Annotated in this window: 17 protein-coding genes and 1 tRNA gene; 5 read left to right on the top strand and 13 right to left on the bottom strand. The window is 40.9% G+C overall.

Features of this window, described 5'->3' with window-relative positions:
- Positions 1-13 precede the first annotated feature (13 nt).
- Positions 14-1,501: an FG-GAP repeat domain-containing protein gene (locus MURRU_RS17500; protein WP_014034609.1), complete on the bottom strand. Its 1,488-nt coding sequence runs from the start codon at positions 1,499-1,501 to the stop codon at positions 14-16.
- Between the two features lie 35 nt (positions 1,502-1,536).
- A complete protein-coding gene (locus tag MURRU_RS16410; RefSeq protein WP_014034610.1) occupies positions 1,537-2,409 on the bottom strand; it encodes a pirin family protein in 873 nt (290 codons plus the stop codon).
- A gap of 50 nt (positions 2,410-2,459) precedes the next feature.
- Between MURRU_RS16410 and MURRU_RS16415 the strand changes: the two genes are divergently transcribed.
- On the top strand, positions 2,460-3,794 hold the full coding sequence (locus MURRU_RS16415; protein ID WP_041802141.1) for a serine hydrolase domain-containing protein: 1,335 nt from the start codon (positions 2,460-2,462) through the stop codon (positions 3,792-3,794).
- 708 nt (positions 3,795-4,502) lie between these two features.
- Here the strand turns inward: MURRU_RS16415 and MURRU_RS16420 are convergent.
- Positions 4,503-5,696 (bottom strand): DegT/DnrJ/EryC1/StrS family aminotransferase, encoded by a 1,194-nt coding sequence (locus MURRU_RS16420; RefSeq protein WP_014034612.1) that lies wholly within the window; start codon positions 5,694-5,696, stop codon positions 4,503-4,505.
- A gap of 14 nt (positions 5,697-5,710) precedes the next feature.
- The gene (locus MURRU_RS16425; RefSeq protein ID WP_014034613.1) at positions 5,711-6,463 is read right to left on the bottom strand and encodes a sulfite exporter TauE/SafE family protein; all 753 of its coding nucleotides are present in this window, start codon (positions 6,461-6,463) and stop codon (positions 5,711-5,713) included.
- A gap of 153 nt (positions 6,464-6,616) precedes the next feature.
- Here MURRU_RS16425 and MURRU_RS16430 point away from each other — a divergent pair.
- The 4 genes from MURRU_RS16430 (at position 6,617) to MURRU_RS18250 (ending at position 8,908) form a co-directional block, all read left to right on the top strand.
- Positions 6,617-6,701, top strand: a tRNA-Ser gene (locus MURRU_RS16430).
- Positions 6,702-6,953: 252 nt separating this feature from the next.
- Positions 6,954-8,183 carry a site-specific integrase gene (locus MURRU_RS16435; RefSeq protein ID WP_014034614.1) on the top strand — a complete coding sequence of 410 codons (1,230 nt, stop codon included), beginning with the start codon at positions 6,954-6,956 and terminating at the stop codon, positions 8,181-8,183.
- Entirely contained in the window at positions 8,180-8,731 is a 552-nt protein-coding gene (locus MURRU_RS16440; protein ID WP_187289864.1) for a site-specific integrase, read from the top strand. Before MURRU_RS16435 ends, MURRU_RS16440 begins: the two co-directional genes overlap by 4 nt.
- A 3-nt stretch (positions 8,732-8,734) precedes the next feature.
- The gene (locus MURRU_RS18250) at positions 8,735-8,908 is read left to right on the top strand and encodes a winged helix-turn-helix transcriptional regulator (protein WP_148261533.1); all 174 of its coding nucleotides are present in this window, start codon (positions 8,735-8,737) and stop codon (positions 8,906-8,908) included.
- Positions 8,909-9,101: 193 nt separating this feature from the next.
- Here the strand turns inward: MURRU_RS18250 and MURRU_RS16445 are convergent, their stop codons facing one another.
- From MURRU_RS16445 to MURRU_RS16485, 9 genes are all read right to left on the bottom strand, one after another.
- Complete coding sequence (locus MURRU_RS16445; RefSeq protein WP_245545040.1) at positions 9,102-9,959, bottom strand: HipA domain-containing protein; 858 nt, start codon at positions 9,957-9,959, stop codon at positions 9,102-9,104.
- 58 nt (positions 9,960-10,017) lie between these two features.
- Positions 10,018-10,335: a HipA N-terminal domain-containing protein gene (locus MURRU_RS16450; RefSeq protein ID WP_014034004.1), complete on the bottom strand. Its 318-nt coding sequence runs from the start codon at positions 10,333-10,335 to the stop codon at positions 10,018-10,020.
- Positions 10,332-10,547 carry a type II toxin-antitoxin system Y4mF family antitoxin gene (locus tag MURRU_RS16455; protein WP_014034003.1) on the bottom strand — a complete coding sequence of 72 codons (216 nt, stop codon included), beginning with the start codon at positions 10,545-10,547 and terminating at the stop codon, positions 10,332-10,334. The genes MURRU_RS16450 and MURRU_RS16455 overlap by 4 nt, the downstream gene beginning before the upstream one ends.
- A gap of 410 nt (positions 10,548-10,957) precedes the next feature.
- Positions 10,958-11,140 (bottom strand): Arm DNA-binding domain-containing protein, encoded by a 183-nt coding sequence (locus tag MURRU_RS16460; protein ID WP_014034615.1) that lies wholly within the window; start codon positions 11,138-11,140, stop codon positions 10,958-10,960.
- 370 nt (positions 11,141-11,510) lie between these two features.
- Positions 11,511-12,947 carry an SLC13 family permease gene (locus MURRU_RS16465; RefSeq protein ID WP_014034616.1) on the bottom strand — a complete coding sequence of 479 codons (1,437 nt, stop codon included), beginning with the start codon at positions 12,945-12,947 and terminating at the stop codon, positions 11,511-11,513.
- 79 nt (positions 12,948-13,026) lie between these two features.
- Positions 13,027-15,681 (bottom strand): exo-rhamnogalacturonan lyase family protein, encoded by a 2,655-nt coding sequence (locus MURRU_RS16470; protein ID WP_014034617.1) that lies wholly within the window; start codon positions 15,679-15,681, stop codon positions 13,027-13,029.
- A gap of 22 nt (positions 15,682-15,703) precedes the next feature.
- Positions 15,704-16,549: an ROK family protein gene (locus tag MURRU_RS16475; protein WP_014034618.1), complete on the bottom strand. Its 846-nt coding sequence runs from the start codon at positions 16,547-16,549 to the stop codon at positions 15,704-15,706.
- A complete protein-coding gene (locus MURRU_RS16480) occupies positions 16,549-17,805 on the bottom strand; it encodes an MFS transporter (protein ID WP_014034619.1) in 1,257 nt (418 codons plus the stop codon). The genes MURRU_RS16475 and MURRU_RS16480 overlap by 1 nt, the downstream gene beginning before the upstream one ends.
- A gap of 51 nt (positions 17,806-17,856) precedes the next feature.
- Positions 17,857-18,744 (bottom strand): PIG-L deacetylase family protein, encoded by an 888-nt coding sequence (locus MURRU_RS16485; RefSeq protein ID WP_014034620.1) that lies wholly within the window; start codon positions 18,742-18,744, stop codon positions 17,857-17,859.
- Between the last annotated feature and the right edge of the window lie 67 nt (positions 18,745-18,811).

Below are 18,811 nucleotides of genomic sequence, written 5' to 3' on the forward strand. Positions count from 1 at the left end.
AAGGGCCATCTTTTCAATACAATACATTTTCTAAGACCATAATATCCACATTATTGTTCTTCCAACGTTCGGTCAAAACTTTAGGAACTGGAGTAAAGCCTAAAGTTAAGGAGCTTAAAACAATATCCTCGTCGCCATCGTTATCAATATCCGAGGTATCCATTAAAAACCAGCGTGCCATAGAGGGATCTTGCAAAATGTTTGTGGTAAATTCAAAACTGTCGGAATCTTTATTTTCAAGATATACAAAAGTGAGTTCTGGAAATTCTTGATAGTTGGGAAATGTACTGATCAGGGCAAAATCAAGGTCTCCATCTTGATCAAAATCACGAGATAGTACCCGTGTTGCGCCGTGCATGGGGTAAAAGAAGGCTTCGGCGTAGGTATTATCACCATTGCTCAGGTAAATCCGCATGCCATGGTAGGGTTTGTGCACATAGGAAATGTCTGCATTATCGCCTTGTACTGTAATAATATCTTCCAGACCATCGCCATTGTAATCCACAAACTCAAACCAGCTGGTTCCAAAAACAGGACTAAACTCCAAAATATTTTCTGCTTCAAAAACTAGGTTTTCTGTTTGATAGAAAACGGTAATACTCTCTCTGCTTTGGGTCATTAATGCCACAATGTCTTTTTTGCCATCTTGGTTCATGTCCTTGATCACGGTTTTAATGGCTCCTGGAAGATTGAGCAATATTTTCTTGTCGTAACCACCAGAATCATTTACCATCATAAGCGATAATTGCCCCGACTCATTGCCAAACTCACTGACGATAAGTTCATTTGAACCATCATTATTAAGATCTTCCAAAAGTGTATGTACTGGTCTATGAAAATCATGGCCCATCGAGAGGGTATCTTTACCCACTTTTCTAATCATTTTTCCTCTTACCAATTCGGAAGGACGAATAATACCTACCTCACTGATAATTTCCATGGAATCTTTTTTGTTGTACCAAGTTATGGGGCTTTTTCCTTTATAAATTGGAGTGGATTCTTCTTCATCCAAGTTGAAGGTCCCCAAGTTTCCTGAAAGGTCACCATAATATATCTCGTTATCCTTGTCCAAAAATTCCAGATAAGTGACCATGGCCCCATTTTTATCATCCAAGGAATAGGTTTTGGTCTTAAATTGTGCGAGAGTGTCGGTTTGTGGCATGGGTATAGCTTCCAAATGTTCTGGGGCATTGGATACAATATAGGTTTCCAGTTGTGCCCACTCTTTGAGCGTGATTTTGGGTCGAAAACCATCTTCTACCACATTGTTGTCTTGGTACAAGCCTTCCACTTCCATACGCTCCACCATGGCGGGGAGTACATATTCTTTCCAAACATTCTTGGGCAATGCATCAATCTTGGGCGGTAGGTGACAATTGGCACAGTATTTAGAATAGAGTTGCGCTTCTTTTGGTTCTGGCTTTTCCTTTTTACAGGAACCCATCAAAATAAGGAACGCAAAAGAGAATAAGGGATAAAGAATTACCGGTTTGTTTGGCATTGGCTGGTTAGGGTCTCGGGGTTTTTGTGAACGTTTTAGTTGGGCAATGGGACATAGGTGTCGTCGTTCTCCATCATAACAAAAGTTTTATTGCCCCAAGCTTGCTTTGCTTGTTCCAATTTTTCTTTGCTGGAGGAAACAAAATTCCAATAAATATAACGTTCCTCGGGAAAAGGTTCACCTCCGAACAACAATAAATGCGTATTTGGTTTTAGTTTGATGTTGCAAGTGTCCTCGACTTTGGAGACCAAAATATTACCTTCTCCCACCGTTTCACCACAGGCTTCAATACTACCTTCTACAATGCAAATGCCGATTTCTCCTTTTAAACTGCCGTTGACATTGAGCGTGTAGGCTTCTTTGGCTTTTACCTCGACCATAAACAGATTGGAATGCACGGGCACAGGTGATTTTTTTCCGTAACTCTCACCGGCGACCAATTTAAATTTGGTATTGCCATCAGTCCATTTGGGAATATCTTTTTCATCAATATGGTGGAATTGGGGTTCCATATCCTCGAGTTCCTTCGGTAAGGCTACCCAAATCTGATAACCGTGAGCGGTAAAGGTGTTGCCATTGCGCATATCGGGTGGGGTTCTTTCGGTGTGCGTTACCCCCTTCCCGGCCGTCATCCAGTTCACGGAGCCAGGTCTTATCCGTTGATGGGTGCCAAGGCTGTCCTCGTGGATAATTTCCCCCTCCAACATAAATGTTAACGTGGACAAGCCCATGTGCGGATGCTGATTCACATCCATGTATTTTTCAGGCCCTAACTGCGTAGGACCCATATGGTCTATAAAAATAAAGGGGCCGATCATGCGCTTTTTACGGAAAGGAATCAGTCTTCCCACTAAAAAATCACCAATATCCCTACTCCGTTCCTCAATGATCAATCCGATGTTGGACATGTATAATTGTTTATATTTAGATGCAGAAAGTTACAAATACATCCTATACCATGAAACTACTTAAGCGTGTTTTGCTACTCCTTCTTGTTGTAATCGGAGTGGTTGTTTACCTGAATTACCCCAAATTGAACATTATTTCCGGATATGCTGCCAAAAATGTAGCATCTGGAGTTTATGTGGCCGATCGTTCAGCGGCCAGCATGAACCAATACGATAATAGTGCTCCCTTGATTGAAATTGCTTCGACAGAGGTAAATAAAAACGAGGAATCCGCCTCTTCAACCGTTTATGGTTTGATGAAGCGTACAGCGGTATATCGCGATGGATTGGGAGCCGTTTTGATCAATGATGACTATGACCCTCAAGCATTGACCATCCGACCAGAAAGAAACCAAACTCCTGATACCATTCCCTATCCCTACGGACAAGCAGCTCCGTTGGACACGATACTTCCAGAAGTGGATATGGACCAAATCAATAAGGCGATGGCCATGGCGTTCTCGGAACCCGAAACGCAAAAAACGCGTACGCTGCTAATTTTGTACAAGGGACAGTTGATTGCCGAAAGATATATTAATGGTTTTGATAAGGACACCCCTATTTTGGGTTGGTCCATGACCAAAAGTGTGTTGGCTACTTGCTACGGTATTTTGGAACATCAAGGTAAGTTGGAAATGGACTGGCCCGCGCCTATTCCTGAATGGAAAGATGATGAAAGAAAAAACATTACTTTGAACCATTTGTTACGTATGCAAAGTGGGTTGGAATGGGAAGAGGATTATTCGGGGATATCCGATGTTACCCGAATGCTTTTTTTGGACAGTGATATGACCCAAGCGCAACGAGACAAAAAAGCGATAGCCAAACCAACCGAGGTTTGGAACTATTCTTCTGGAACTACCAATTTGTTGTCTGGAATCTTAAGACAACAGTTTAGAAGTCATCAAGAATATTTGGACTTCCCCTACTCAGCCTTGATTGATAAAATCGGGATGTACTCTATGGTTTTGGAAGCAGATATTGCCGGGAACTACGTAGGGTCTTCCTATGCGTGGGCCAGTACAAGGGACTGGGCCCGTTTCGGACAGTTGCATTTAGATAAGGGCAATTGGAACGGAGAACAATTGTTTGATTCCACTTGGGTGGATTACATCACCAAGCCTACGATTAATTCTGATGGCACTTATGGCGCACACTTTTGGTTGAACGCCGAAGGAAAGTATCCCGATGTACCCCGAGATATGTTTTCTTGTAACGGTTTTGAAGGACAGCATGTATTTATGATTCCTTCCAAAGACTTGGTCGTTGTACGAACCGGTTTGGCCGAGGAACCGTATTTCGACGTCAATGGGGTGCTGTCAAACATCGTAAAAGCAGTACCTTAAATCGATGAGACATACTAAAATTCCAAAAAAACCACAGGATTAGGACACTTCACAACAATAATTTCGTTTACGGGAATGCTCGTGGTAGTTTTACCATGTAATAAAAAACGAAAGTAATTTTTTCATTTTCATATAGTGTTCTCGTAAAAGAGTCTTGACCATAACGGCAGGGCTCTTTTCTATTTGGGGCTACCCTGAACTTTCAGCCTGACACAAAATTCACTAATTCAGTGCTATGTCATTCTGAGCTTGGCGAAGAATCTCAATCTTGAATCAAGAATCAGGAGCCAGGACAAGGCAAAAGGTTCTTATTGTCATTTCGAGCGCAGTCGAGAAATCTAGATTTTTCAGGGGTTACAAGCCTAAAGAATGACGATTGCCAAGGCAATAACTAACCAAAAAAACAAGAAACACCCAGCTGACAACACTATCTCTTCACTTCACAACAATAATTTCACTGGTGTGGAGTTGCGGGGTACTTTTACATTGTAATTAATCAGAAAGTAATTTTTTCATTTTCATATAGTGTTCTCGTAAAAGAGTCTTGACCATAACGGCAGGACTCTTTTCTATTTGGGGCTGTTCTTCAAATTTGTTTCAGGATTTCATTATAAATGGATTCCAACGTAATAAAAACTATTCATTGTTCCTTGTCGTCTGATACTGATTTCAAAAATCACACAAATATTATAGCAGATAATCTTATGTTTATATAGAAGACTTTATGGCCGTCACCATTTTTTTGGCACGTTCGGCCACTTCTTTTTCCGACCATCCCAATTTGATCAGGCAGGATATATTTCTGGACATCCATTTATCGGATTCAGAAAAATCAGTTTTGCCGTAATCGGGTAGTGACTCAATGACGTCCTTTGGGAGTTTGCCCAAGGATTTCATTTGGGTCAAATGTTCCCATTTTTTGTAGTAATGCCAGTTATTGTCGTACCAATAAAAACATCCATCTACCCCAGCTTCAATCAATTCCTGATGAGCCGTTTGTGCCAATTCCTCAGTGGGCATAAAGAAGCTCAGAAACGAATAGTTCTCTTCTCCTCCATCTGGAACAGTTCTAAAAACCACTTCAGGAATATGTGACAATGCTTCTCGCAAAATCGTGTAATTTCTTTTTTGAATGGCTATAAACTCATCCAAACGGGCAAGCTGAGCTACTCCTACGGCAGCATTCATCTCGGAGATTCGAAAATTATATCCTAAAATCGGATGATCTTCTGCTCCCCTATTGTTTCCGATATGGTCGTGACCGTGATCGGAATATTTGTGGGCATTTTCGTAATAACCTTCATTATTGGTGATAACGGCGCCACCTTCTCCACAGGTGATGGTTTTTACATAATCAAAAGAAAAACATCCCAAATCCCCGATACTGCCCAAAGGTTTTCCGTTATAAGTTCCACCTATGGCTTGACAGGCATCTTCCAACAATAATAAACCGTGTTTAGCGCAAATAGCTTTCAAGGCATCTAAATTGGCCATGGAACCACACATGTGCACGGGCATTACCACTTTTGTTTTTGAAGTGATGGCCTTTTCCACCGCTTCGGGCTTTAAGGTGAGGGTATCATCAATGTCAACTAAAATGGGAACGGCACCCAAAGCCAGAATGGATTCAAAACTGGCCACAAAGGTAAAGGTGGGCATAATTACCTCTTCTCCTGCTCCAACGCCTGCACTGGCCAAAGCAACTGTCAGTGCGGCAGTACCGCTACTTACGGCATGCGCATGTTTGGACTGCATTTTTTCTGCCAAACCAGTTTCCAACTCCTTTGTTTTCCAATGTCCGTTTCGCATGGCATCGAATCCGTAGCGCATCAACACTCCAGAGTCCATAACGTCCTGTACTTCCTTTCTTTCCTTGTCTCCAAAAAGTTCAAATCCTGGCATACTTGTATTATGTTTTAAAAAAACCATAGTTTGATGGCCATCAAAACTACGGCTATCACTAAAAATGTTTTTATAAATCCGTCTCCCTTTTTTACAGAGAACCTACTGGCGAACCATGCCCCTGAACCATTTCCTATGGCCAGCACAAATCCCAGTTTCCAATCTACTTTATCGTTAAACGCAAAAACAGCCAAGGCTGCGAGCATGTAAATAAACACCACGGCGACCTTGGTGGCGTTGGACCTTACAAGGTTCATCTGATTAAAATAATGTAAAAATAGCAGCATTAAAAACCCAAGTCCGGCATTGATAAAACCACCGTAAATCCCAAAAAAGAAAAATACGATCATACTCACCCATAAATATTTACCTGTGAGACGTTCCTGCATTTCTCCTATTCTCATTTTTGGCTTAAAAATGATGATGAGCACTACGGCCAACATCACAATGGCCAAAATCCTATTAAAGGTTTCTCCATCTATGTCCACAGCAATATAGGCACCTATAATGGAACCTAAAAAGGCAGCGATGCCCAAATACAGGTTAAAGGGAAAGGTTGAAACTCCCTTGCTTCGAAAGCCAGCCGTTCCAAGCGCGGTCTGTACCACTATGGCCACTCTGTTGGTACCATTGGCAACGGCGGGAGGCAATCCCAAAAAAATGAGAGTCGGCAAGGAAAGTAACGAACCACCTCCTGCCACGGTGTTTATAAATCCTACTGCAAAACCTACAGCCACCAAGAGCAAATAGTGGTACCATTCTAGCATAACACAAAGGTATGACCATTGTTTTGAAAGACATACTGATTTTTACAAACTTTGAATCCAGTTGGTGGTAAAATGATTTATGCCACGATTTAAACAATAATGCAAAAAGGTCTTTTGGGATAACAAAAAGCTTTATATATTTGCACCCGCTTAGGAGGAATGGCAGAGTGGTCGAATGCGGCAGTCTTGAAAACTGTTGAGGGTCACACCTCCGGGGGTTCGAATCCCTCTTCCTCCGCTGAGAGACATCATCTCAAAACAAAAAACCCTGTAAATTATTGATTTACAGGGTTTTTCATTTTTTATGATATCAAATAATATCATTTGAAACTATATTAAAAAGTGCCACTTTCGGTGCCCCCTCCAATCTTTGCAAAAAGGGGCACCTAATAACAATTAAAATGCTGTTAATCAGGTGTTTGTAATGTAAATTGTTTAATGTTTTTTTCCTAATTTCAAGGCAAATAATGTTAAATTAGGTGTCTCTTTTATGGTATCTCTTCTATTCTATCTCAGAAAATACAAAAAAGACCGCGTTGGCAGGTCAACTATTTATATCAGAATCACGGTAAATGGAAGGCGTTCGGAATTCAGCACAGGTCGCAAAATTTATCCCAACACTTGGGATGCCACCAATGGAAAGGTATTGGGGTTCTCTCAAAAAGTTCGTCAACTGAATTCGCAATTAATGAAAATACGTACCGACCTATTTCGGCATGCGGACAAATTGAAAGACAAGGGCCGACCATTGACCGCTGTTTCCCTTAAGAACTCTTACCTAGGTGTGGATAAACCCTCAAAAATGTTATTGGAAATCTTTCAAGAGCACAATGAAAGGGTTGAAAAATTAGTTGGAAAAGATTTTGCTCCTGGTACAGCAGAACGATACAAAACTGCAAAAAGCCATTTGGCCGAATATTTACAGAACGAGCTTCGAAAGAAAGATATTCCTGTCGTAGATGTGGATCATTCCTTTATTTCAGGTTTCGAATATTATCTAAAGACAAAAAGAAAGTGCAGCCATAACACGGCAATCAAATATGTGGTGAACTTTAAAAAGATTATAAGGATTGCTTATGCGAATGGTTGGATCAAAACAGACCCCTTTGCCAATTGGAAAGCCCGATTAAAAACTGTAGAACGGGAATTCCTGACTGATGAAGAGCTTCAACGACTAATGGATCATCCTTTTACAAATGAACGGTTGGAGCATGTAAGGGATTGTTTTGTTTTCTGTTGCTTTACCGGATTGGCCTATGCGGATGTAAAAAAACTGACACATGATGATTTTGTCATTGGAATTGATGGAGATCTTTGGATAAATACCAAACGTACCAAGACAAAGACCAAAAGCAACATTCCCGTACTTCCTACTGCATTGATGATTCTCGAAAAATACGAGCACAGTCCCTTACTTGCAGATAAAAAGGTGCTACCGGTATTGACCAATCAAAAAATGAATGCCTATTTAAAGGAAATAGCGGACCTTAGTGGAATCAATAAACACCTGACCACTCATTTGGCCAGACACACCTTTGCCACCACTGTAACACTTTCAAATGGAGTCTCTATCGAATCGGTAAGTAAAATGCTGGGGCATAAATCATTGCGCACCACTCAACATTACGCCAAGATTTTGAACAGAAAAGTCAGTGAGGACATGCAACTATTGAAAAAGAAGTTGAGCTTCCAAGAAAAAGTCAAGTCAAAAAATGCTTGAATTATAGTAAGGGACATGTTCTTGTTCTGCTGTTATACGGATTGGCCTTTGCGGATATTGAAAAGTTGATCGAAGATGATCTGGTCAAGGACATCAAGGGAAATAAATGGATCAAGACCAAAAGGAAAAAAACCAAGGTTTTGAGCAGCATTCCACTATTGAGCATTCCAGAGGCCATTATCGACAAGTATAAGGAACATCCTAGGGTAGTAGCAAAAGGGACCCTGCTCCCTGTTTACACCAATCAACGTACCAACTTTTATTTGAAAGAAATTGCTGCTGGCTGTAAGATCAATAAAGCACTGACAACACACTTGGCCAAACATACATTTGCAACAACCGTCACGCTGTCAAATTGGGTACCCATTGAGACGGTCAGTAAAATGCTTGGGCATACTTCTTTGAAAACAACCCAAATCTATGCCAAGGTCTTGGACAGTAAAATTTCGGATGATATGGAAAAATTGAAAAATGACCCCGCTCTGTTGGAGTTTGCCAAATCCATTTTATACAATTCTTGGGTTGTCCCTGACCCGTTCATTGGATAATCGGTGCATATTTCGGAACTGAAATCACTTGAGGTTAATGGTCTGGTCAGCCACAATGTCCTGGTCGATGAATTCCCCGTGGTTGTGGAGTATGTCCTGACGAACTATAGCGACTCGTTGTTGGAAATATTGGACACCAGAAAAGGATTATTAAAAAAGTCGAGGTGGCAGACTTAGCCACACACTTATAACACTTTGTTAATCATTAATTTATGACAATTTCAAAAATCATGCACACCTGATTGCACAACAAAATCAAAAAAAGAGCTTTTGAAATAAGATTTGCCCTCATTTCATGATATAAAATTATAGAAAGAATCAATAGGAATTAACTATCCTCCCAAAAAACTGCTGAGCCTTAACATCGGCATCAAAACAATTTCAATCTCGACTCCAATAGATTTAGATATTTCTCTTTCATTTCATCCGAAAGAAAAGAAACTGCTATCAACTCCTTCCATTTTGGAGTTGCCTGATACATGTCCCCAAGAATCACTTCAATTATTCTATCATTCAATTGTAATCGCTCTTTCGCATAATAACCAATAAAATCCGATGCTATGAAATTGCTTTTTTTTCCTTTTAAGGTCAATGCGATTTCTTCTTCTGGATTTTTAATGGAAATTGTGGAATTCAATAGATCATAGGCTGGTGCCAAGGTGGTTTTTCCGTTTTTTGTAATCAAGGAAAAGTTTTTTAAATGCATATCCTCATTTCCAGTTACATAACAGAAAATTATCCTTTTAAAAAAATCAGCCTTTTCAACAACGGGAAATGAACAAAACTCATCAACAACGGGAACTACTCTTTCCATGGTAAAGCGGTATTTGGTATCCCTCGTATTTCCCGTTAATTGTGCAAAATCCTCCACAGCGTATTTCTTTCCCTTGCCATAACGATCGAAACGTTTTATAAAATACGAGAGACTGCCATCCTTGGCATATACCATCCCATGAAATGGAACATTCAAGCCATAGGCTTTAGCCATGCGCATGGTCAGGTCCTCATTTTCGGGCAACTGGGGAAATAAATCATTTTGCGGTTTTATGATGTAGGTTCCGAATTGATCTACAATTTTAAATTCCTGGTCAACCACGGAAACAGTTGCACTTAATTTAGGTTGTACCCCTTGGATGGATAGTTTCTTGGCCCTATTTGCTGATTCCCGTCTCAATTCGGCTGCTGAATAGGGTAAATCCTTCAGATCGGTTAATTTGGGTGCAATCATTTTTAGTCCTCTCCCACTGTATTTCGCCGTACCGCACAGTTCGTATGTGATTGGGCACCTATTCATCCTCCATTGGTTTTACGGTTATTGCACCAACCAGATCAGCACCTGTCGCCATTAATTGTGAGAAATAATCCTTTTGATCAATTTTTACAATCCTCAATAGCCCCTGCAACATTACACCCTCAGGCAACAAACCTTCAAAAAAGGGGGGGAATGATTTAAAACTGTATTTTTTCTGGCTTACTGGCATGGTCAATGAGATAGAATCTCCATCATAATCTTCATCATAATCAAAATGATATTCATTTGGAGAAACTTCGGTAAGTACTCCTGCTCTTTTGCCATGGGTATATACAACTGCCTTTCTCATCATTGTTCAGTTGTCAATGGACTTGTAAATTCCACTTTTATATTTAAAACCTCGAGCACTGCTAAAAGATTGTTCCAACGAACAGTCTCTTTATCTTTTTCAATATCAAAAACGGTGGTTTTCCCAACTCCAGCCAAATTGGCCAATTCAAGCTGTGTAAGCCCTGCTTTCTTACGATGGTCCTTTACCATAGAACCTAAACTAAAATTATTCATTTTTACCGTTTTAGCAGTAAATATAGGTTATTTACTATTACAGGGCGCATAAAAAAATGTAAAAACTCCAATTTTACCGCCATAACAGTAAAATATATCATTCACACTTGAAAAATTGAATGATAATCAAAAAGGCGTATTGAATTACCGTTATAACGATAAAATTATGAATCTGAACTGGACCGGTCCAAAGTTAGGTCATAGTTTCAACTTTTGAATTTGATGCTCTTTCCTTCTTTTGAGTGCAAAAAACGGGCATGGTATACCACTTTCGCCGGAAAAAGTGAGCATAGTTAAATTACCAATAAGTCATTGACTCACATTCATTTACAGTAGAATAAAAAGTGGCTCAAACTTTCCGTTTTAGTGGTTCTCATAATCCGTCCCATCCAGTTCAATGCCCTAATCCTCTATGAACCTCCCCTGCCCCGGTTCCGTGAATTGTCCCACACTTTGGAGGGAAAGCTTCTTTTAAGGCTGATCTCGGCCCGTTTTCCGTTGACGGTGATTTGAGCATAAATGCTCAATTTTTCAAGGTTGTTGGAAGTATCTCTTGTGAAGAGAACGACCTTTAAAATGTTGGAATTTAACATGATACTTAAACAAAACAGGTTTGCAAACCACCTATTAACAGCGTCAAACTGTAGCTAAATTATGTACAAGGAACGTACCGAACCATTCATCGAACTCTACACCTTTTATATGGTTTTATTTAATATCAGATGAATGCATAAAAAACAAGAAGCGCTGTAAATCAGTCAGTTGACAGTGCTTTGATACCACCTATTTAGTGGTTCGTCGGGTTGATAGGTTGTGCCGCCCAATTTTAATTGATTGTTATCCAGTATTTTATACTTTTAGTTCTAAAACAGGGCATCCCATGGAACATCTTCGTGTAAATTTTGAAATTTCCTAGTATAAATACAACAAATCGAAGTTGCTAATTATCAACTGTATTCCAATTTAGACAAAATCCATAATTATCGGTAGAAAAAAATAAACAGCTGAGGCCATTAATACAATCGATAAAATATTCATTAAAAAACCGGTGCGAACCATATCCGGTATACGTAGATATCCAGACCCAAAAACCACGGCATTGGGCGGTGTGGCCACCGGCAGCATAAAAGCACACGAAGCTGCCGAGGTACATGCCACCATCAATAAATATGGATTAATGCTCAAGGTAAGTGCCAATGGTGCCAACACAGGAAGCATCATTGCGGTTGTGGCCAAATTGGATGTTACCTCAGTTAAAAAATTGACGCAGGTAATGACCAGCAACAACAATACAAAAAGGGGCAGTCCATCAAAAAATGTCATTTGCCCTCCGAGATAGGTTGCCAGACCAGTGTCTTGAAAACCTTTGGCTATGGCTATTCCGCCTCCAAACAAGAGGATAATCCCCCAAGGTATCCGAACTGCTTCGTTCCATTTTATAAGTGGTTCACCAGACCTGTTCGCAGGAATGATAAAAAGAACAATGGCCGATGCAATCGCAATTATGGTGTCATCAATATTTGGAATGAACTTCTGCAGCAAAAAAGATCGGGTTATCCAGCAAAAAGCTGTTAGTACGAAAACAAATAGCACCGTTTTTTCTTCCCTACCCATGGGTCCCAATTCCTTTAATAATCTATCTATTTCTTGTTTCCCTCCAGGAAAACGTCCCTTCTCCATCGGATATGCGAGCCTTGTCAGGTACAACCATGCCAACACCAATAATACCGATGCAACTGGAAAACCAAATTTCATCCATTGCCAAAAGCTTATGTCCACACCATATGTTTTTTGAACGAATCCGGCAAATACCAAATTTGGAGGCGTTCCAATCAATGTGGCAATACCTCCAATAGATGCGGCATAGGCAATGGCCAACATCAATAATTTACTGAAAACTTTGTTTTCATCTTCTGGTGTATCCGGATTATCCTTGAGTTGTTTGACTATGGAAATTGCCATGGGCAATACCATTACTGTAGTTGCGGTATTGGAGATCCACATGGAAAGAAAGGCAGTGGCCACCATAAACCCCAGGACTATCGTATACATATTTGTGCCTATGGTCTTAATGATCTGAAGGGCTATTCTTTTGTGGAGGTTCCATTTTTCTATGGCCATGGCCAACATAAAGCCCCCCATGTACAGAAATACATACTTATGACCATAACTTGCCGTGGTGTCTCCCAAGGGTATCGTGTCCATTAATGGAAAAATAATTATGGGAAGCAGTGCGGTCACCGCTATGGGAAGCACCTCGAACACCCACCAAACACCAATCCATACAGTGGCTGCCAATATGTCCCTTCCTTCCTCGGACAGGTCTTCCCCATTAAAAAAGAAATGAATCAAAACAAATAGAAGAGGGCCCAATACAGCACCAAATCGCTTGTACGACATGTTTTAGTTATTTAGTTATGTACTAGAAAAAAGGGCGGTGGCCAAAGGCTACCCCCCCCCTTTGGTAAGTGACCTAGATTTAGTCCATGTTTTCCCTATCCATCCAGTAAAGCAAATAAGGAATGTTGTATGCGTGCGTCCATCCAAATACACGAAGTCCTTGGTTTGTTTGCCAATTGGTAAAACGGCCCTTGCTCATGGGCAGGTTTGATATTTTCAAAAGGTCTTCACTATATTCATTGGTCGATTCATAGGCTTCGGGTTTTTGGGGGAGCACACCGATTTTAAGTATTTCAGCTCTTGACATGGCTTCATCCAAGTAGCTTCTTTCCCCACTTATTTCAAATCCTAGCAACAAGGGATATATGGTCGCTAAATAGGATTCCATTTCGTGGTTCAAGGGAGGTACGTCACGAACCCATCTGGCATGTTTTAACAATGCTTTTTTCACTTTCTCCTTTCCTGTTATTTGTTGATATTTATATAAACCCTGTGCTACATAGGTTTGGCTATACCCATATCGATCAAGCAGTAGGTTGCCACCTTGACGTTCTTGTAGTTCCAGCATCAGCCCTACCCTTTCGTCCAGTTCGTCCTTGTATTTCCGGAGCTTGGTCGCATCATAGAGTTCGACCAGGTTTAAAACCGACAAATACAGACGTCTTCCCCTAAGGTCGTGTTCACCCCAAATCCTTTTTATATAGGTATCACCTGTCATTTTTGCGACCTCCAAAGCTCGATGGTCTGCTGACAAATAATAATCTGCGATCCAACCTTGTATCCATACGTGGGCACTTAGCAATGCGTACCAATGTTCATTGGCGTGCCTTCGGCCAATACCTAAATACGGGGTTGATTCCGGTTCGTCCTCAAAGTTCCAAAAATCAATGGCATCGTTGACCTCACCATAATAGGTTCGCTTTTTCGGCCAATGGACATTGTCAACATCCATAGTGTGCCGACTCATGGCCTGAGCCAATTTGAAATATTTGGGGTCACCGGTCCTCATAAAATTGGTCCACAACATAAAATCGACCATCGGTTCATTATTGGTCCATTGCACCCATTTCCCGTTAAAAAAATAACTTTTGCCATCTCCATAGTTGAATATCCCGTACCATGGTTCATGTTTTTGGTTATAGGCCCACCATTGGTATCTGTATTGCAATGCATTTTCAAACTCCGGGTAGGTTACGGAGGCCGGTGCCATGTTCCCATAAACTTTTGAGTCGGTATACCACTGGGGAGTGGCGTGTGCGACGGGACTTTCAATAACATATTCCATTTTTTTCCCTACGGATTCCGTAGCATCATCATCGTGGAAATAATAAACAAACTCCGTGGTCTTTGTGATACCTTGCGCAAAATTGTCCAGCATACCTCCATCAGGTTCCGTATTGTGCCTAGCAAAGTTCATTGGGCCATTTTCTTTGGGCCAAATACTTCCCAAAAGAGTATTGTTGGCGGGGTCAACCTCTATCCCTTTTGGGTGCTCTTTCATAAAATTCTTTATACCAAGACCCACGCCTCTTTTTCCATCGGTCACATTGACCCAACCTTTGGCTTTTTGTGCCTGGGCCACATTAGCTTCGCCTTTAGAGACGGTTGCCTTAAATTCCAAATCTTTTTCTGACTCGTCATTCCCACCTTTCTTATTGAAGTTGTTAAGGTAAAGGCTTCTTAAACTGGTGGTTTTGCGCCTATCCGGTCCCTTTTGCAATAATTGAATCGGTGTTTCCCCATTTGCGGTAACTTCCTCCATTACTGTTTTTGCCTCATCGTTTTTCCAAGACCCTTCATAAAGGGGCATTGAAACGTTCACATTATCGTCCAAATGATATTTAAACTGAAGTCCAATGGCAGCTATCTGGTCGTTCGGTTGGGTCCAGCCCATATCATCTTCCGTATGCTCTGTAATGATTTTTTTGTTCTGGGTTGCAATATTGGCATGTTGGCCTTCTAGTTTTTTGTGTTTGTCTGGAATACCAGTATAGGTCATGGTGTGCAACACTTTTATATAGCTCTTACCTGCATAGGCATGTAACCAAATCGTAAATGGTGATAAATTATTATCCTCCCTGCTGTAGGTATAGGTGCCCTCTATTCGGAAAATAGTATGCATGGGGCCAGAACCCTTTTCCCTGAACACTTCATTGATCACTGCTTTTGAGGCATCTATTCCCGAATCATCCAATAAATCCAAAAATGACCCCCTATGTCTTTCCGGTGAGGATGCTATTAATTCTTCGGTGTCAAACTTTCCGTCATTATTGGAATCCAAAAAAACCTCATCTAAAAAGCCATTGCCCTTTTTATGAATTGAAAAAGATATCGGGCCAGTGTTTACATCAATCCCGCCTTGAGGCCTCATATTGTTGGTTGAGATGATTTTCTCTTTGGGCAACATAGGAACAACACCGTCCCCATATTCCAAAACATAGTCTTGGGTATCCTCCGAAAAAAAGAACACCCACACCCATTTAACACTATCGTCAACAGGTCCCCAATTACTGACTTCTGTAGTCTGGCATGGAATTTCTGTTCCATCGGAAGTTAGCAAACGTAGATGATCTACCGAATTCAACTCTCCTTTTGGGAAAGGTATCCCAAGAGTTATGGGGGCTCCCTTTTTATTGTCCTCCACGGTAATACTCACCTGTTTCCCTGTTACTGCGGGCTGTGAACAAGATTTGAGTAGAAAACTTGCTAGCAACACTGTTATTATTATTCTCATTTGTGTAGAAAGGTTATTCATTTTACAGACCTAGTGCGGCTGCACCCAAAATGGGTGAATCCACCAAATCTGATGTTTCGATTTTAAAATTTTCCAATTGTTTTTGATAGGCAAACGAATCGATAGCCTCTTGCAACGAAGTTTTAAAAAATGGATAGGCACTGCTTATGGACCCACCAAGTATTATAGATTCAGGAGCAAATAAATAGAGAATGGCCTTTAAGGCTTCCCCCAAATGCACCCCGTATTCCCTAAAGGCGGTCAAGGCAATTTCATTTTTATCCAATGCTTTTTGATAAAGGACTTTGGCAGACTCTCCATATTCCCTTTCAAAAAAGAAGCTTCCTGCATATTGTTCCATAATGCCATTTTTGTAAGGAAGCATGCCCACTTCACCAGCACCGCACAAAACGCCGTTGTATAACTTATTGTCTATTAAAATTCCCATACCGAGTCCGGTACCTAAAGAAAGTGCCACACAATTGGTATATTGCTTCGCCTTCCCAAAATGTTTTTCGCCAAGCGCAAAACAATTGGCATCATTATTTAAATGCACCGGAACATTAAATTGCTTTTGTACAAGCGCTTTTAAAGGGACTTTTTTCCATGCTGGAATGTTCTGCACATCATATACAACACCAGAATCTGGGTCAACAACTGCAGGAACCCCAATCCCAATAGCTTCAACATCGTCGGTCAGGACCGCATCAATGGTATTAAATAATTTTGAGAGGGAAGTCTCCTCTGAATCATCCCGATTTACTTTGGAAAGACTGCTTTGTACCACATCCTTTCCCAAAACTCTTCCCGCTTTGATTTTAGTACCTCCTACATCAACCCCTAAAACTGTCCTATTTTCTTTTTCCACTAGTCCTTTTTTAAGCTTATAGTCTTATTGTTCACCAAAGGTTTGGCCCAAAATCCTATGGATAGGATGAAAATCAAGGGTATAATCAAAAAGAACATCCCTGATTTCAATGACATCAATTCACCCAAACCTCCCACTATAAATGGAATTACAGCACCCCCGGCAATGCCGGTACAAAGTATACCTGATAATGATCCATGATGTTCTTTAACAGAGTTAAGTGCGAGAGAAAATATGATGGAGTACATCACGGAAATAAAGAATCCTACCATCGGGAAACCTATCAACGCCATTTGTGCTGAACCGGTAAGCGCCAAAACGAGGCTAACAATTGTTATGGATGTGGCCAAAATCAGTAATTTTCGACTATCCATAAATTTCAAGAGCAATAGACCCAATAAGCATCCCACGGTCAACATGGCCCAGAAATAAGAAACTGTATTTGCACCCACTGTCTGTGGGTCCAATCCGTGATATTGGCTCAAAAACTGTGAAATCCAGTTTCCGACACCTTGCTCCGTACCTACATAGCAAAAAATTCCCAAGAAATAGAGAATGGTCCACTTGTTCTTTATTAAATCCCAATACGAACTGGTATCACCGGCTTTTTCTTCCTCGGTTTTCTCAAACTTGGGATACCTGGTCAAAAAGACATAGAAAAACAATACCAAACAAATTACTGCGAACACAATGTATAGCGATGCCCAAGGCAAATCTTGCGGCACCCATCCGCGTAACATTTCGGCTAAAGTATCCCTTCGGTTATCCTTACTTACCAAATATTTATACAAATAAGGACTAAGGAACGAGGCGGCCCCAAAAACCAGTTGCGCCAGTACGGAGTTGAAAGCGAAATGTTCCTCTCCCCCTGCTACTCGCAACATTGGGTTAATAATTACCTGAAGTACGGCCATACAGCAACCCAATACGAAAAGGGTGATGCTAAAAACACCGTATTGCGGAAATAGAGCAAAACCCAGGGAAGCAAGCGCCATGACCAAAAATGAAACCGATAGCAATGTCCTTTCACTATACTTTTCGGATAAGAAGCCTGCCGGTATGGACATAATGCCATATGCTATAAAGAAAGTGAACGGCAATAGGCCTGTTAAAGTAAGACTCAGGTCAAAGCTATCCTTAACATCCACTATAATGGAATTAAGGATATTGGTAATGAAGGATATCACAAAAAATACGATCATTACCAAACCGATAATGTGGATGTATCTTTTGGTCGTGGGCTTGCTGGTCTCCATAGTTAATTGGTTGGTTATTTAATTTTGGTTACTCTCTGGGGGTTTATTTTCTTATTTGGCACCCAACATGGGGAACATTTCCTTAATTTCCTCATCGGTGGGTTGCTTACCGTATTCACATATCTCAAAGTATTCCACGTGTTTTACTTTTGAAACATCGAGGTTTGGATACCATCTTTTGACAGCTTCCAAGGTATTGGCATCAGCAGTTCGGTTCATCCACTTATCCTTAAGCCAAGCCAATCGTTCCTGTTCCCCCTTAGGTATGGTCGAAACATCCACCCCATTGGTCCATGGCAACCATTCGAACATCTGTGAATCGTGAGCGGCCAATCCCTTTACCTTGATATCGATTACATCGTCAATCACAACGGCGATATCTTTCTGAAACGGATATGGTTTTTTAAAATGATCGCTCATATACAGAAAGACAGGATTCTTTTTTAAAGGTGGGGTATCGGGAGCTACGTTGGGTACAATGTTCATGTAGGCTGCATCCTGTACTACGGATCCGGCATTTCTATGGTCTGGGTGATAATCATTTGGACGAAGGCCCAAAACAATATCAGCGTCCCAGTCCCTGATCCGACGGATTACTTCCAGTCTAACATTCAAGGTAGGGAAGAGTTCTCCATCATGATTGTCCAATACTTCATATTCGGCGATTCCCAATGCTTTGGCTGCATCTTTCGCCTCTTGTCTACGTTTTTTTGCCAAAACTCCTCCTCCCATGGCATAATGACCGGCATCACCATTGGTAAGGGCCAAGAATTTTACCTTGTGTCCCATTTGGGCAAATAGTGCGGCCGTACCACCAAATTTCGAATCGCAATCATCGGGATGTGCCCCAATGGCCAAAATGTTCAAGACTTTTTTTTGTTGGGCCTGAAGGGTTGTAAATGCAAAGCATAAACAAAGGGCCATAATTAATTTTCTCATTATTTTATTGGGTATTTGATTTGTTAAAATTTTACAATTGTAGTGCCGGTCATCACGAGGACAACCT

The sequence above is a fragment of the Allomuricauda ruestringensis DSM 13258 genome, from assembly GCF_000224085.1.
In the GTDB taxonomy this organism is placed as follows: domain Bacteria; phylum Bacteroidota; class Bacteroidia; order Flavobacteriales; family Flavobacteriaceae; genus Flagellimonas; species Flagellimonas ruestringensis.

Bases quoted from the DNA above. Each gene is read 5' to 3' on its own strand.
- MURRU_RS17500 (WP_014034609.1), bottom strand. From the start codon at position 1,501: ATGCCAAACAAACCGGTAATTCTTTATCCCTTATTCTCTTTTGCGTTC.
- MURRU_RS16410 (WP_014034610.1), bottom strand. From the start codon at position 2,409: ATGTCCAACATCGGATTGATCATTGAGGAACGGAGTAGGGATATTGGT.
- MURRU_RS16415 (WP_041802141.1), top strand. From the start codon at position 2,460: ATGAAACTACTTAAGCGTGTTTTGCTACTCCTTCTTGTTGTAATCGGA.
- MURRU_RS16420 (WP_014034612.1), bottom strand. From the start codon at position 5,696: ATGCCAGGATTTGAACTTTTTGGAGACAAGGAAAGAAAGGAAGTACAG.
- MURRU_RS16425 (WP_014034613.1), bottom strand. From the start codon at position 6,463: ATGCTAGAATGGTACCACTATTTGCTCTTGGTGGCTGTAGGTTTTGCA.
- MURRU_RS16435 (WP_014034614.1), top strand. From the start codon at position 6,954: ATGGTATCTCTTCTATTCTATCTCAGAAAATACAAAAAAGACCGCGTT.
- MURRU_RS16445 (WP_245545040.1), bottom strand. From the start codon at position 9,959: ATGATTGCACCCAAATTAACCGATCTGAAGGATTTACCCTATTCAGCA.
- MURRU_RS16450 (WP_014034004.1), bottom strand. From the start codon at position 10,335: ATGATGAGAAAGGCAGTTGTATATACCCATGGCAAAAGAGCAGGAGTA.
- MURRU_RS16455 (WP_014034003.1), bottom strand. From the start codon at position 10,547: ATGAATAATTTTAGTTTAGGTTCTATGGTAAAGGACCATCGTAAGAAA.
- MURRU_RS16460 (WP_014034615.1), bottom strand. From the start codon at position 11,140: ATGTTAAATTCCAACATTTTAAAGGTCGTTCTCTTCACAAGAGATACT.
- MURRU_RS16465 (WP_014034616.1), bottom strand. From the start codon at position 12,947: ATGTCGTACAAGCGATTTGGTGCTGTATTGGGCCCTCTTCTATTTGTT.
- MURRU_RS16470 (WP_014034617.1), bottom strand. From the start codon at position 15,681: ATGAGAATAATAATAACAGTGTTGCTAGCAAGTTTTCTACTCAAATCT.
- MURRU_RS16480 (WP_014034619.1), bottom strand. From the start codon at position 17,805: ATGGAGACCAGCAAGCCCACGACCAAAAGATACATCCACATTATCGGT.
- MURRU_RS16485 (WP_014034620.1), bottom strand. From the start codon at position 18,744: ATGAGAAAATTAATTATGGCCCTTTGTTTATGCTTTGCATTTACAACC.